Source organism: Chryseobacterium sp. 2P, from assembly GCF_059579425.1.
Genome location: NZ_CM184194.1, coordinates 4,359,388 through 4,375,229 on the forward strand (window position 1 = coordinate 4,359,388; position 15,842 = coordinate 4,375,229).

At 33.8% G+C, this 15,842-nt stretch carries 11 protein-coding genes and 1 pseudogene; 4 read left to right on the forward strand and 8 right to left on the reverse strand.

Annotation, left to right across the window (positions count from 1 at the left end; translation table 11 throughout):
- The first annotated feature begins 63 nt into the window (after positions 1-63).
- Both AC52CF_RS19955 and AC52CF_RS19960 read left to right on the forward strand, forming a co-directional pair.
- A complete protein-coding gene (locus AC52CF_RS19955) occupies positions 64-1,605 on the forward strand; it encodes a glycine--tRNA ligase (protein ID WP_375180738.1) in 1,542 nt (513 codons plus the stop codon).
- Between the two features lie 84 nt (positions 1,606-1,689).
- A complete protein-coding gene (locus AC52CF_RS19960; protein ID WP_336717148.1) occupies positions 1,690-3,207 on the forward strand; it encodes a hypothetical protein in 1,518 nt (505 codons plus the stop codon).
- A 44-nt stretch (positions 3,208-3,251) separates the two neighbouring features.
- Here AC52CF_RS19960 and AC52CF_RS19965 read toward each other — a convergent pair whose 3' ends face one another.
- The gene (locus tag AC52CF_RS19965; protein WP_496517602.1) at positions 3,252-4,553 is read right to left on the reverse strand and encodes a M48 family metalloprotease; all 1,302 of its coding nucleotides are present in this window, start codon (positions 4,551-4,553) and stop codon (positions 3,252-3,254) included.
- Between the two features lie 82 nt (positions 4,554-4,635).
- On the opposite strand from AC52CF_RS19965, the gene AC52CF_RS19970 reads away from it, so the two are divergent.
- On the forward strand, positions 4,636-5,769 hold the full coding sequence (locus AC52CF_RS19970; RefSeq protein WP_496517603.1) for a serine hydrolase domain-containing protein: 1,134 nt from the start codon (positions 4,636-4,638) through the stop codon (positions 5,767-5,769).
- A 4-nt stretch (positions 5,770-5,773) separates the two neighbouring features.
- Positions 5,774-6,385 carry a YdeI/OmpD-associated family protein gene (locus AC52CF_RS19975; protein ID WP_496517604.1) on the forward strand — a complete coding sequence of 204 codons (612 nt, stop codon included), beginning with the start codon at positions 5,774-5,776 and terminating at the stop codon, positions 6,383-6,385.
- Between the two features lie 8 nt (positions 6,386-6,393).
- Here AC52CF_RS19975 and AC52CF_RS19980 read toward each other — a convergent pair whose 3' ends face one another.
- The 7 genes and pseudogenes from AC52CF_RS19980 to dinB form a co-directional block, all read right to left on the reverse strand.
- Positions 6,394-7,227, reverse strand: coding sequence for a DinB/UmuC family translesion DNA polymerase (locus AC52CF_RS19980; protein WP_496517605.1), 834 nt, complete (start codon positions 7,225-7,227; stop codon positions 6,394-6,396).
- Between the two features lie 3 nt (positions 7,228-7,230).
- Positions 7,231-7,368 (reverse strand): annotated as a pseudogene (locus AC52CF_RS19985) (Y-family DNA polymerase); the annotation flags it as partial.
- Between the two features lie 128 nt (positions 7,369-7,496).
- Complete coding sequence (locus AC52CF_RS19990) at positions 7,497-8,513, reverse strand: site-specific integrase (RefSeq protein WP_290264420.1); 1,017 nt, start codon at positions 8,511-8,513, stop codon at positions 7,497-7,499.
- A 2-nt stretch (positions 8,514-8,515) separates the two neighbouring features.
- Entirely contained in the window at positions 8,516-9,526 is a 1,011-nt protein-coding gene (locus tag AC52CF_RS19995; protein ID WP_496517606.1) for a tyrosine-type recombinase/integrase, read from the reverse strand.
- Positions 9,514-10,764: a site-specific integrase gene (locus tag AC52CF_RS20000; protein WP_290264416.1), complete on the reverse strand. Its 1,251-nt coding sequence runs from the start codon at positions 10,762-10,764 to the stop codon at positions 9,514-9,516. The genes AC52CF_RS19995 and AC52CF_RS20000 overlap by 13 nt, the downstream gene beginning before the upstream one ends.
- Before the next feature lie 827 nt (positions 10,765-11,591).
- Positions 11,592-14,642, reverse strand: a complete 3,051-nt coding sequence (locus tag AC52CF_RS20005; protein WP_214588169.1) for a DNA polymerase III subunit alpha — start codon at positions 14,640-14,642, stop codon at positions 11,592-11,594.
- Between the two features lie 13 nt (positions 14,643-14,655).
- Positions 14,656-15,810: a DNA polymerase IV gene (dinB, locus tag AC52CF_RS20010; protein WP_290264411.1), complete on the reverse strand. Its 1,155-nt coding sequence runs from the start codon at positions 15,808-15,810 to the stop codon at positions 14,656-14,658.
- Between the last annotated feature and the right edge of the window lie 32 nt (positions 15,811-15,842).

Here is a 15,842-nt window from a genome sequence, read left to right on the forward strand (position 1 = left end):
TATTGAATTTCATGGAATTGGGATTCAAATTCATATTTTTGCACTTTCAGACGTTAAAAAATTATGGCAAAGCAAGAAGATGTTTTCAAGAAAGTGATTTCTCACGCTAAAGAATATGGTTTTATTTTCCCTTCGAGTGAGATCTACGATGGTTTATCCGCAGTTTATGATTATGGACAGAACGGAGCCGAGTTAAAAAATAATATCAAGCAATACTGGTGGAAAGCGATGGTACAGCTTAACGAAAATATTGTGGGTATTGATTCGGCGATCCTTATGCACCCAACAACATGGAAGGCTTCGGGGCACGTAGACGCTTTCAACGATCCATTGATTGATAATAAGGATTCTAAGAAACGTTTCAGAGCAGACGTTTTGGTGGAAGATTACTGTGCTAAAATTGAAGATAAGGAGAATAAGGAGATTGAAAAAGCAGCAAAAAGATTCGGTGAGGCTTTTGATAAAGAACAGTTTGTGGCAACTAATCCAAAAGTATTGGAATACAGAGCCAAAAGAGAAGCGATTCTTTCCAGACTGGCAAAATCTTTAGAAAATGAAGATCTTGCTGATGTAAAAGCGTTAATTGAAGAGCTGGAAATTGCTGATCCTGACACGGGTTCTAAAAACTGGACGGAGGTAAGACAGTTCAACCTGATGTTCGGGACTAAATTAGGTGCTTCTGCAGATTCTGCAATGGATCTTTATTTAAGACCGGAAACTGCGCAGGGAATTTTCGTTAATTTCCTGAATGTACAGAAAACATCCCGTCATAAGCTTCCTTTCGGTATTGCACAGATCGGAAAAGCGTTCAGAAACGAGATTGTTGCAAGACAGTTTATTTTCAGAATGCGTGAATTCGAACAGATGGAAATGCAGTTTTTCGTTGCTCCGGGAACAGAATTGGAATTCTACGAGCAGTGGAAGCAAAAACGTCTGAACTGGCATTTAGCTTTAGGGTTGGGTGACGAAAATTACAGATTTCATGACCATGAAAAACTGGCTCACTATGCGAATGCTGCCGCAGATATTGAATTTAATTTCCCGTTTGGATTTAAAGAACTGGAAGGTATTCACTCAAGAACGGATTTCGATTTAAAAGCGCATGAAGAATTTTCAGGAAGAAAACTTCAGTTCTTCGATCCGGAAAGAAACGAAAACTATGTTCCGTATGTGGTGGAAACTTCGGTTGGTTTAGACAGATTATTCCTTTCTATTTTCTCTCACTGCTTAAGAGATGAAGTTTTGGAAGATGGTTCCGAAAGAACGGTTTTATCTTTACCTCCGGCTTTAGCTCCAATTAAAGCAGCGATTCTTCCGTTAATGAAGAAAGACGGATTAGCAGAATATGCAGAAAAAGTTTTCAATGATTTAAAATACGATTTCAATTTATTCTACGAAGAAAAAGATGCGATCGGAAAACGTTACAGAAGACAGGATGCGATCGGAACACCTTACTGTATCACGATCGACCACGATTCTTTAACGGATCACACGGTGACGATAAGAGACAGAGACACGATGGAGCAGGAAAGAGTTCCGGTTTCTGAGTTGAGAAGAATTATCGACGAAAAGACAAGTTTCAGAAATTTACTTTCTAAAATATAGACCGAAAGCCTTGAGAAATCAGGGCTTTTATTTTTTTTAGAACATATCCCCGAATTTGCTATTTTTGAAATTCAAATTTTAACCATGAAAAAATTAACATTTTTGGTTTTTGGTCTTATTCAGACAATTGCTTATTCTCAGACTCAGGATCTGGCTTCTTTAGCATCGGGAAAAAATGTAGGAATGAATGCGCTGTTTGATACCAAAGACAATCTTTACGGCTATGTTTCTATCTATTCCTACGGAAAAACAGACAATAAAAAACAGAAATTCGAATACGTTATTTTAGATAAAAACCTGAATCCGGTTGCCAATAAAGAATTTGAAGCGGGACTTCTGGTTTCCAATTATTTCGGATATGTGGATTTTAAAGGGCAGATTATTCTTCAGCCTTCGGACATCAATTATCTTCAGGCTTTTTCCAAAGATGCAGCGGCTCCGGTTTCTATGGTCATAGATCCTAAAACCAATACAGTAAAGCCAAAAGTGTATTACGATTATCAGGAAGACGGAACGTTTAAAGAAATCTCACAGCCCAAAACTTTTAAAGAAGAAAGAAAAGAAAACCGCGCCGAGAAGAAAGAAAAAGGGTACAATTATGTTTCCGTGGTCGGAGAAATTAAAGAAGGCGGTTATCTGGCTTTAGAATACAACGATTACGGAAAATACATCAATAAAAACAGCCTGATAAAATTTGATGATAATAAGAAAGAAATCTGGCGATACAGCTACAATACAAACGGAGATAAAAAAGTATTTTCCGACCTTTCCATTTTGGAAAAGGACGAAAACCGCATCTACGGAATCCTGAGAAAGGTGAACGATGACGACAAAACTTTTTCTCTTCTGGTGATTGATATGAAAACCGGAAAGGAACTTTCCAACAAACCGATAACGGGACTTTCGCCGGAAACCATTTATAATATTGATGCTTTAAGCGGAATTGATAATGATAAAACTTTTGATGATAAAGTAGTTTTGCTGGGAAGAAACTATATTTCCAAAGAGAACAGAGGCTTTGCAAGATTTATTCTTGATAAAAACAATTATAATGTAGATCTGAAAACCATCAGCTACAAACCGGATCTTTCCAACCACATTCCAAAACTGAGTGCAGACGGAGGCGTAGAAAACGGCTATTATCTTCAGACGAAGGATGCGTATTTTATGAGCGACGGCAGTGTGGGAATTCTTTCGGAGAAATTCAAACCTGCAGGACAGTACAATGCTCCGAAAACAACTGATCTGGTTTACATTAACACCGATAAAGATTTTAAGGTAAAAGATGTACAGGTTTTTGAAAAAGAAAAATCCAAGTGGGTAAACAGCGATTATCTTTTTTCTCAATATCTGAATGATGGTAAAGATGTTGTCTTTTTCTTCCGCGATTATCAGAAAGATCAGGTGACCAAAGAAAAGAAGTGGAATCTTTTCATCAATACGATTATTGACGGAAAATTCAAGCAGGAAGTCGTTCCTATTTCAGAAAAAGATAATTATGTGGTAACGCCGTATGTTGCGAAAGAAGGCTACATTCTGCTTCGCGAATTCAATGAAAAAGAAAAATTCAATAAAATCCGTCTGGAAAGACTGAATTATTAAGCGTTGATTTAAATTTTATACTCAATAAGAATCCTGACCTTCGGTCAGGATTCTGTCGTTTGATAATAATCTGCAATATTTTTAATTTCATCGAGACTCAGGTTCCACATAAAATTCAGGAACTGCTGATAACTTTCACTTTGATTTTTGGGATCTACACGATCTAAATATCGATTTAAATTGTAGTTTTTTCTCGCTTCATAAATCTTGGCAAAACATTTTCCGAGCCAGTTTTTATAATACTTTTCCTCTTCGTTATCCTGCAAAAACTGAAGACTTGCATAAATTCCGACTCCATAATCTTCAGAATGATAAAAATTAGGCAAGGTTTCCATTCTTGCGATTTTTTCTACCGCAGAATAAGAATCGGAAGGTTTTTCATCCGGAACATCATTTTTAAGTTCAGGAAATACTTTTTTGAGGTTATTGATTCTTAAAACCATTTCAGGATGCGATCTCAGAGAATCTTTATTCAGCTTTTCCTTGAAATGATTGTAATTATACAGAGAAAAATCTTCTTTTTTCAGCCATTTGTCTTTAAATTCCTGCTTCGGAAGATTGAAATATTTTTTGTAAGTTTCCACTTTCAGCTCTCTTGGCGAAATGGTATCAAAATCTTCCAGTCTTTTCAGAGCATTAACGTATTCAGCTTTTTTAAAATCGCTGTTTTTAAAAACCACATATCCTAGAGAATCCGCCTGCATTTCCTGCTTTCTGTTCTCCGCTCCTTTTCTGTAGATTCTGTTTTTCATCACATCAAAAGCCCTCTGATTACGGTTTTCCTTCGTCGATTTTATATCCTGAACCACCATTTTGTCCATTTTATCCTGTTCGATCATGCTCAGAAAAGTTTTCAGCGTATGCTCAGAAATTTTATGTCCTAATTCGTGGGAAATTACAGCAGCAAGCTGATCGTCATTATTCAGCCAGTTGAAAAGCCCCATATTGATGACAAAAGTGCCGTCTGCAAAACAGTATGCATTCGGCGTATTGTCTTTGGCGATAAGGATTTTTAAATTTTGCGGAATCTGGGAATTGTTTTTTCTTAACCGTTCGATAAGATTTTTAACCTTTGCATCAAACACAGAATTGAAAGCAAAATCTTTTTCTTTCACTTTTTTTTCAAACTCTTTGTCGAATTCTTTATAAATTTTAGAAAGCTCATTGCCCGTCTTTCCGGGATAATCGGATCTGCTTTTTTTGCTTAAACTTTCTGTATTCGCCGTGAAATTTCTCAGAAATTCTTTTCTCTGGGCATAATCTGCCGTATCAAGAGGTTTATACATCTGTCCGAAAGCGATGATAACGAAATGGATAAGCAATAAGGAAATTAGTTTTTTCATCATCTTTTACATCAATAATCACAAAAATAAATCATTTCGTTTCATGTTTTCAAATTTATTTTAAATTTGTTTAAGATCAATTGCTATGACAATTCTTATTTATTTTGTGACATTTATTGTCATTGCCGTACTTCTCTTTTATGTTTTGGGATATGGTTATATTTTCAACGGAATATCCAAAACCTATTTAAGGGGAAAACTCAGCGCCAATATTGATGACGGCACCTTGTTTTCCGGCAACCTCATCGCTACAGAATCTCCTGAACTTTGGGAGGAATCTCCCGAATACAACAAAAAACAATTACCGAAAAATATCGTTGAAGATTTAACACATTCCAATACCGCATCTTTTATTGTGGTGAAAAACGGAAAGCTGCTTCACGAAGAGTATTGGAACGGCTACAATCAACTGTCGAAAACCAATTCTTTCTCTATGGCAAAAGCAGTTACGGTAATGCTTTTGGGCAAAGCACTGGAAGAGGGAAAAATTAAAAGTCTTGATGATAAGTTTTCGGATTATTTTGAGGAATTCAAGAATAAAGATTTTGCTAAAAATTTAACATTAAAAAATCTGGCTCAGATGGAATCGGGACTGGACTGGGATGAAAATTACAAGAATCCTTTTCTGCCCAATGCGAAAGCTTATTACGGAAAAAATTTAATGAACGCTACTTTTTCAAGGAAATTTAAAGAAAATCCGGGAGAAAGATTTGAATATCAGAGCGGTTCTACGCAACTTTTAGGGTTTGCCATTAAAAAAGCTGTCGGACAGTCCTTGGCAAGTTATTTATCCGAAAAATTCTGGATTCCGATGGGAATGGAACAAAATGCAACATGGAGCACGGACGAAAGCGGAATGGAAAAAACATATTGCTGCATTCATTCCAACTCAAGGGATTTTGCAAAATTGGGACAGTTATTTCTTAACGATGGAAAAGTTGAGGATAAGCAAATTTTAAATCCGGACTTCATCAATACAATGCGTACTCCGACTAAAAATTCTGAGGAAATTTACGGAATGGGATTCTGGATCAATCATGACCATCCTATAAAGCATTATTATTTTTTGGGACTTCAGGGACAATACATCATTATGATTCCGGAACATGATATGGTGATTGTAAGGACAGGAAGCTATAATAATCTTCCGAAAAACGACAGAGGAAGACCGGATCAGGTGAAATTTCTGGTGAATGAAACGGTAAAAGTATTTCAATAAAAATATGGAAAAATACAGCCCAAAAGTTGATGAATACATTGAAAAATCTCAGGATTTTGCAAAACCTATTCTGAATTATATCCGAGAAACCGTTCACGAATTCTGTCCTGATGCAGAAGAAGCAATCAAGTGGAAGTTTCCCACGTTCCTGTATAAAGGGAAGATTCTTTGTTCAATGGTTGCTTTTAAACAGTACTGCAGTATGGGATTCTGGCTTCATGATGAGATGACATCGCTGAAAGAGTTTGAAACGGAGACTGAAAAAACGAATATGTTCAGTTTGGGTAAAATTACAGAAACAGAAAATCTTCCTTCAAAACCTCAGCTTAAAAAGATGATTACTGAAGCAATGGAACTGACAGATATGGGCGTTACTTTGAAAAAAGCAGCTCCATCGAAAACAGAAACAGAGGTTCCTGATTATTTTCAAAATGCTTTGAATGAAAATGAAAAAGCTCTGGAAATTTTTAAAAAAGCTTCACCCTCTTTCCGTAAAGAATATATCAACTGGATTACGGAAGCTAAAACGGAATCAACCAGAAACAAAAGAATGGAACAGGCTTTAGAGTGGATCTCTGAAGGAAAAGGCAGAAACTGGAAGTATGAAAAAAGATAGTTTTAAATTTAATGAAATCTAAAATTTGCCTCTTTAAGCGTATTATTTTTTAGAAAAGCTTCATATTCGGGAGACATCTGTTTTCGTCCGAAAGTATTTTCGCCGCTCATGCTTCCGAGACGTACTTTATCTTTGCCGTATTTTCTGTTCATGGCATCCATTGCTTTCATCACCGGCAAATGCAGATTCTGGGTATCTTCTTCAAAAAGATTAATCAATCTTTGATCTTCCGGCACAAAATCATTCACAATAACGCCTGCTTTTTTATAATGAAATCCTTCTTTAAAGATATCTTCAAACAATTCATTCACGACTCTGCCAATTAAAATTGATGAATTTGTGGGATTGGGAAGAATTCGGGTTGCGGCATTCCGATATTCGGGAAGATCTTTTCTGAATCGGTTGGTCTGTATAAAAACGGTTACCATTTTGCAGCAGGTATTTTGTTTTCTGAGTCTTTCTGAACAATACATCCCGAAGGTTTCCACACGTTCGCGAACGTCTTCTTTTTTGGTAAGCATTTCCATGAAACTTCTGGTGACGGCAATGGATTTTTTGGGAGACGGAGCATCCAGTTCTAACTGACGGATTCCTTTCAGTTCGTTCACCATTCTTACTCCGTGAATTCCCATGATCTTCCGAACCCACATTTCAGGCTTTTGAAGAAGATCCCATGCTTTATGCACTCCATTTTCATGCATTTTTACGGCAAGACGTCTTCCGATTCCCCAAACGTCACCAATTTTTAACCATTTTAAGGCTTTTTCAATTTTTTCAGGGGCATCTAAAATATAAATTCCGTTAAACTTTTCGGGAAATTGCTTTACAATCCGGTTTGCCACTTTACATAGAGTTTTTGTAGGCGCAACTCCTATACTTACCGGAATTTTTTCCTGCTCATCAATCTCATTTTTGATTCTGAGACAGTAGTCGTAAATATCGATATATTTGAAACTTTTCAGATCCAGAAAAAGCTCATCAATTTTATCGAAAGCTTTTGATAAAGTGGATTATCGAAACTTAAAAAAAATCAAAAGCCCAAAGAATAAAAACATAATTATCAAACATTTAAACAATTAGCTTAGGACTTAGGCTTTTGATTTTAATATTTTTAGCCTAAACTTTTAAGAAAATCTTTAAGTTTAGGATTCTTTTCCCAAGATCTTTCTGTATTGCTTTCAGGAAGAACATTTACATAGACAGACTCTAAAGCCTCTCTTTTTTGTTTTGAATCAGCACGCGCATATATTTCAGTAGTCTGTATACTTTTATGACCTAAGAAATCTCTGATATAAACTATGTTAACACCGCCTTGTAACAAATGCATAGCTTTTGAGTGTCTTATAATGTGAGGACTAATTGTTGCTGGTATTAGATTTTCATTTTGTAATCTGGCTATCGTCGCATATTTTTTTAAAATATATGTTATTCCAGCGGTTGTCAACTTTTCTCCTACTCTATTAAAAAATAATGGGCTCTTTTCTTTTCCAAACCTGTTCAATCCGAAATCTTCAATATATCTTTTTAAGAGATCTATTTGATTCTTTTGTAATGGAATAATCCTTTGCTTATTTCCTTTACCAATTAATCTAACGGTACTAGGATTGTCAAATCTAATTGAATCCGGTGTTAGATCAGCGATTTCTTGAACACGAGCACCACTGTCGTATAAAAGTGCAATTAAAGCTAAATCTCTTCTGGAACTTCTTGAGTCTAACGGAACCTGATCTAAAAGTAATTTTATCGCATCTATAGACAAGTAAGTAAGTTTTTCAGTTGTGTACTTCTTTAATTTTATAGAACGTATGTTCTGCCATTCCGAAATTCTCATAGGTTCCTCATACTGCAGATATTTACAAAAAGATTTAATCGCTGCACATCTTTGATTTCTAGTTGAAATTTCATTTTCATGTTCTACCTCAAGCCATTTTAAAAAATCTAAAACTGCATTTTTATTTAAATGTTTGAGCTCTAAATTATCTGCATTTATATTTTTTACATTCTTCATAAATATTAGTAAAAGCGTGAAAGAATCTCTGTAAGCTCTTATAGTATGCTTTGACGAATTACATTCTCCTATAAGGTATCTTATAAAAAAGTTTTCCAAATGTTTAGCAAAATCTGTCATAGCTATTCGTATTTATTATATTTCATATCTGGAAAAACAAAGGATGTTATACTTCCTTTCTGTATTAAATCCGGGAACATTTCATCTGTTAGCCTAACATATGCTTCTGTGGATTTGATATTTTTATGTCCTAAAAAAACAGATATCATAGGTAAAGCACAATAAATATCTTCTCCACTTTTTACAAGTTTTTCCAAAGCATGTACCGCTGCAGTATGTCTAATATCATGTATTCTTGGCCTATTAAAGCATGGTTGTTTAGGAACATCACTATGTAATAATAATTGTTCAAACCATTTATAAATACGATTTGATAAACAGGGTTTTCCATTCTGCGTTACAAAAAAACTTTTGTCTGCGTCACATATTCCTCTAATAGGCATTGACTCTTTAAATTTTTGATATTGCAAAAGAACTTCATACAGCGAATCATTTATCGCAACTATTCTTTGTCTATCATTTTTAGAATCATTAATTTCAATAACTTTCTCTTTGAATTTTATATCTTCATTAGTTATACTTAATGCTTCACCAATTCTTATTCCTGTACTATAAAGTAGACGAAGGAAAGCTGGCAGAATGAACATTTGAGTTTTATGCTTACAATTATTAATTCTTAACTTATCAACATTGGAAAAAAGCAAATTTATTTCCTCATGAGTATATATATATGGAATATAATCGTTTTGTCTACCCTCTTTTGGAGTATGTGGAATATAACATTCAATACCCATACGACACATATACTTGCAAAAACTTACCCATGTAGTATATTTTTTGTACAGATTAGTTGCTTTGTCGTTAAGACGTGTATCTTTCCATTGCAAAATCACCTCTCTTGTTATATGTAAGTTAGTTATATTATACTCAATAAAGAATCTGTCAAATTCAAGCATATAACATTTTAACATTAACCCTCTTAAAAGTCCTTTTTGTTCCTTTTCCCGTAAAAACCCTTCAATATACGAGGAAAAAAAACTTTTGTACGTAAAATATTCATTTATCTTATCCATGACAAACCTTTTCCTTTTTGTGTATAAAAATTAATATCTACACTAGGCACATCCAATGTGCATCTCAACAAAACCGAGATATTAATATGCAAATATTGCATTGTGCTTTGTGAGCTTTGATGCCCCAGAGTCTCTGCAATAATTGGTAGTGGTGTTCCGTTATTCAACAGATTTGTTGCAAGACTATGTCTCAAAGAATGTGGTCCGTGCTTTTTTCTACTAAAATCTATATTCGCTTTTGTGAAATATTTATTAATTATGACATGTAGTCCTCCCTGTGTCATAGGAATATAGGGCGCGTTACATCTTAAAAATATATATTTAGAATCTGACTTCGCTCTACCATTTTTTATGTAATCTACTATAGCTTCACCTACATCTATGGATAATGGCAGCTCTATTCTATCCTTTGTTTTGTATTGTTCAAATATTATCAAATTATTATCCCAATCAATATTAGAAAACTTTAAAAATCTTATATCCGATGATCTTAATCCTAATCTGGTAGCTAATAGAATCATTGCATAGTCTCTCTTACCAGTTGCATACCTCCGGTCGACGGAGGATTCTATACATAAAATTTCTTCCAATGAGTAATGCGATGATAATTTTGTTCTTTTCTTAACTTTTATACCATCAAGAATATGTGCAGTATTATAACTAATAAGTTTCTGACTATACAAATCCTTTAATAAAGCTCTTAAAATAATTGCTGCATGATCTTTCCCTGCTGTCACAGAATTGATAAATGCTAAAATAAATTCTGATGAGATCTTAGAGAGAGAAAATAAACTTTCCTCCTCCATTCTGTGACAAAACTTCTCCAAGGCTATGTAATAGTTTTCGCGTGTTTTTGAATTTAATCTTCTTTCAGTTGAGTATCTGTTTAAAAAGTCAAAAAGCATAGGACCTATTTTTGTAGGTAAAACTATATAATAATCTTTTTTACTTTTTTTAACAATCCATTTTTCTTGAAGCATTCCATTTAGTAAATCAACATATCTACTATCAATTCTAAATTTACATTCTTTTGTTATTTTGCTATTGCCTGGTTCTTTTCTGTATTCTAAATACTTCGCTCCTACGTCTTTATTATATAAACTAATTGAAGAATCTTGCATAAATTTTTGAAGTTTTAGAAATTGAATAGAAAATTTCTTCTGAAGAGGACTTGAATTGATATACTTGTTCATATACGTTTCAAGTTGTGAATGTAGTTCGTGAATGTTTTTTTCCATAAATATTAATATAAAGTTTAACAAATTGTCAGTTTGCTTGTGAAAAAATCAATTTTGTCTATATATCAATATTATATTCTAAAACCAGATTTTATTTTCAAAAATCCACTTAGATATTTTTTTATTCAGTAATATTTTTTATATTTGCTGTAATAAAATAAGATATACGGGACAAAAGAATTCTCTTTTTTCCATATGATTTTTTATCGAACAATAAAAATCTGTTAGTGGTGGAATACTAGGCAGATTTTTTTGTTTGTACAAACTTAAAAAAAATTCGCATAAAATTTTATATTTTTTTGAAAAATAAATAAAAAAATATAAAATTTAACAAAAAATCAATACCAAAAAAACTACATTTATATTAATTATATAACTAATATAATTAATTTTGATAACTACAGCTAAAACCTGTAATAAAATACATTAAAGAAATTCAATATTTTATTTAGCCAACCTGAAAGTAGGATTAATCCTTTCTTTCATCGGAGTTAAAAATTTCACAATCCAATATCCCGATGTTCCTGTAGGCTAGCTTTCATAATAAGTAATGATCCGTTAGAAAGGGGCAGGCTTTATTTGCTCTGGTGATGATCTTTTTCTGAAATCAAAGTTTCACGTTTATCTCATGCTAACCGAAGTAATTACAGGTCTTTTCTCGTATCTCGCTTTCAAAAGATCCCCTTGAGAACATAAGCTTCCTCCTGACTAAAAAAATTTTCTTTATATTCTAAAAAGATCTTCAGGAGATGCATAAAAATTTCTCTGCATTAAAAGACTTAACTGCTTCAGTTTAATTAATTTTAAATTATCATCTCTATTCTCATTTATATTTTATGTCTGGGTAATGCAATCTCATGCGTCTGCGGATAAGGCTTTCGAGAGGTCATGCTTACATCTTCCTTAATCTGGCGATGGATATCATATTGTTTTTCTTTATCATAAGAATACCGGGGATCGGGGATCATCGGCATCTTTGCCATTTTATGAATAGTAATGGTAGGAAAGTGAAAATCAACTTCAACCGTCCCTAGTAATAAATAACAACCACCTCCCTGAAAATCATATTCCTTTAAACTATTGGGAAAATGTGCGGTATCAAAATAATCACCGTTGATATCGATCCAAGTACCAAAATACATCGTCCCTTTTTTAGTGGGAACGTGTTTTCTGGAAATAAGATATGCTAACATTTTTACCTGTCTTTTATGAAATTTCAACAAGTCTTTTACAAATACTGATCCTCTGTATTTTGTCTTTAATAAATCAAAAGGACTACATGAAACCGGAAATCCAATTAATTCAATTTCATCAAATGCATCCTCGAAATTTTCTCTTTTCAGTTGTGGAAGTTTAAATTCCTGAACAGGTTCTTCAATTAACATTAACCCTCTATTCTCAGGTTTAAAATTTATTAATAGTAATCTTGCTTCAACAAGCAATTCATTTTTTGGTTTACAAGTAAACCGGAATGCTCCAATAAAAATTAGAATCTGTATCGTTTCAATCCCAATATTAATTCGTCTGATAAAGTCTTCTAATGATAAGTAATCTCCATTGATTTCACGTTCATTCACAATATCATGTGATACTTTTGTTTCCAATCCTTCTAATAGCATTAATCCCAAATAAATATCTGTTCCTTTTAATGTAGTTTGAATCTCACTTGAATTAACACATGGAACCTGAATATTTCCTCCTGACATTTTTGCTTCATGAATATAAACTTCTGTTCGATAAAACCCGCCTTGATTATTGATCACCGAAACCATAAATTCCAAAGGATAATATACTTTTAAATAAAGACTTTGATAGCTTTCTACGGCATACGATGCTGAATGTGCCTTACAGAAAGAATAGCCTGCAAAAGATTCGATCTGTCTAAAAGCTTCGGCAGTTAATTGTTCCGAATGTCCTTTTCTCTTACAGGAATTAAAGAAATTATCTTTCACCTGTTGAAGTTTTTTCAGTGATCTTCCTTTTCCACTCATCGCCCGTCTCAAGATATCACCGTCAGCTAACGATAATCCCCCAAAATACTGTGCAATCTTAATTACATCCTCTTGGTAAACCATAATCCCGTAAGTCTCCTTTAAATTTTCCTCGAATACGGGATGGAAATATTCAAATTTATCCGGATTGTTGTGTCGGAAAATGTATTCTCTCATCATTCCGCTTTGGGCAACCCCCGGTCTGATAATCGATGAAGCAGCAACAAGCGTACGGTAATTATCACATTTTAATCGTCTTAACAATCCGCGCATTGCCGGAGATTCAATATAGAAACAGCCGATCGTTCTTCCTATTGCTAAATACTCATTGCACTTTACTTCATCTTTTGACAATGCTGTATCACGAATATCCACCTTAATTCCTCTTGTCTTTTTAATGAGATTAACAGTATCATTAATGGTTCCTAAACCTCTTTGGGAAAGAATGTCGAATTTTTCAAGTCCAATATCTTCTGCCACATTCATATCAAACTGAACGATAGGGAATCCTTTTGGTGGCATTTCAAGTGCCGTATAATTGGTAATTGGTTCTTCGGAGATTAAGATCCCACAGGAATGCATACTCCTTTGATTAGGGTACTTTTCTAGTAATCTACCATATTTCTGAACCATTTGTACCACAGAATTTCGGTCATGAATTTCCATCGGTTTTGTAGCCAGGTCATCCAATTCTTCCTTGGGCAAACCAAATACTTTTCCTACCTCTCTAAAAATTGATTTGTATTTAAACTCAACATTAGTTCCACAAAACGCAACATGATCTCTTCCATATCGATCAAAAATATACTCCAATATTGTATCCCTGTTCTGCCAAGACCAATCGATATCAAAATCCGGTGGTGTTTTTCGGTTAAGGTTGAGAAACCTCTCAAAATAAAGATCCAGTTCCAAAGGACAGATGTCAGTAATTCCTAAACAGTAACTTACAATAGAATTCGCACCACTCCCTCTACCCACATGCATAAATCCCATACTATTACTGTAACAGATAATATCCCACGTAATTAAAAAGTATGAACAGAAATTAAGTTCATCTATTACTTTTAATTCCTTTTCAATTCTTTTCTTTGCGATTTCATGATTTAATCCATATCTTTTTTCCAGACCCGAATATGCTAATCGGCTGAGAAGTTTCAAATCTTCTTCTTTAGATTTGGTATAAAACTTTTTATTTTTAACTTGTTTAAAATTAAACTCAAAACTGCATGCATCAAGAATTTTTTTCGTACTGCTGATAATCTCAGGATATCTTTCAAAGATTTTAAGAAGTTCTTTGACAGAAATAAAATATTCAGATTGCCTACAAATTTCTTTCTTCGTTAATTTTGAAAGTAATGTATTATTATCGATTGCTCGTAAAATTTTATGTAATTCATATTCTTCATCAGTCCCGAAAGTAACAGAATGGAGAACCACCATTTTAGAAATATGTTTTTTATATTCAGGTCTGATTAAAAAATTCAATTCATCGATCCGTACACCTATAAATTCATCTTCTTTCAATATAGGTGGAATATTACTCATAGGATATATCACAAAAACATTTTTAAATTGAGGTGCAACCTCTGAAAGTTCTTTATTTTCACAATTATACTCTGTGATCATTTTATTCACTTCAGCGATGCCTGAAAACTCTTTTGAGATGGTTAGATAAAGAAGTTTACCATCTTTTCTTACTTCCATTCCTACAATAGGTTTAATTCCTACTGCTTCACATTCTTTCTTAAAATCATAAATCCCTGTGACCGTATTAATATCGGTTAATACCAATTGTTTGATCTCTAATTCATCTGCCTGTTTTACCAATTCTTCGATTGATAAAGTACCGTAACGCAGACTATGGTAGGAATGACAATTCAAAAACATAACTGAAAGATTTTTAGCGTTTATTTTCCAAATCAAAACCCGAAGCACGACCAACTGCATTAATTCCGAATCGGTTTTTTAGATAATCCATTGTTTGATATAAACTCATTTGTTCTTCGGTATCTTCAAATAGATTCATTTGATGATTACCATGCACAAGTCCTGTAAACCTTATTCCTATTAATCTAAGTCTCATTCTTCTAGTGTAAACCTTATTGAAAAGTTCCAGGGCAACTCTTGACAAAGTATGATCAGCGGATGTATATGGTACTTTGCACTGTTTAGTTTCAGTATCGAAATTGGCATACCGTATTTTAACTGTTACTGTTGAAGTCAGCCATTTTTCCTGTCTTAATTGATAGGTTAATTTTTCGACCATCCCGGATATAAGTCTTTTTAATTCGATAATATCCATTGTATCATTAGTAAATGTGGTCTCTGTTGAAATTGATTTTCTTTCAGAATAAGGTACAACGGGATTTTCATCGATACCGTTCGCCTTCTTCCAAAGTTCTTTCCCATTTACACCAATCATTTGTTGAAGAACCAATACCGGCATTTCTGATAATGTATGAATAGTACGAATTCCAATTCGTGACAATAACTGAAATGTTTTATCTCCAACCATTGGAATCTTTTTAATGGATAATGGATTTAGAAAAGGTTTTATTTCCGTTTCTTGAATTTCCAATCTTCCAACCGGTTTTGCTTCGCCTGTACCTATTTTTGAAACTGTTTTATTGGTTGATAAAGCAAAACTTATTGGAAGTCCGGTTTCTTTAGTGACAGCCGATGCTATTTCTTTTGTCCACTGATAACATCCGAAAAACTTATCCATTCCTGACAGATCCAGATAAAATTCATCAATACTCGCTTTCTCCATCACCGGAACTTTCTGTTGGATAATTTCTGTTACGGTATGGGATAAGTTAGAATACATTTCATAATCACCACGAATTACCTTTGCATCTGGACATAGTCGAAGTGCCATCCTTATCGGCATGGCTGAACGCACACCAAATTTCCTTGCTTCATAGGAACATGATGCAACAACTCCACGGTCTCCACCTCCTATAATTAGAGGAATACCGTTAAGTTGAGAGTTGTTAAGCCTCTCGCATGATACAAAAAAAGTATCCATGTCCATATGTACAATCGCACGATTCACTTTACAAAATTAGATACTATTTGTATCATTTT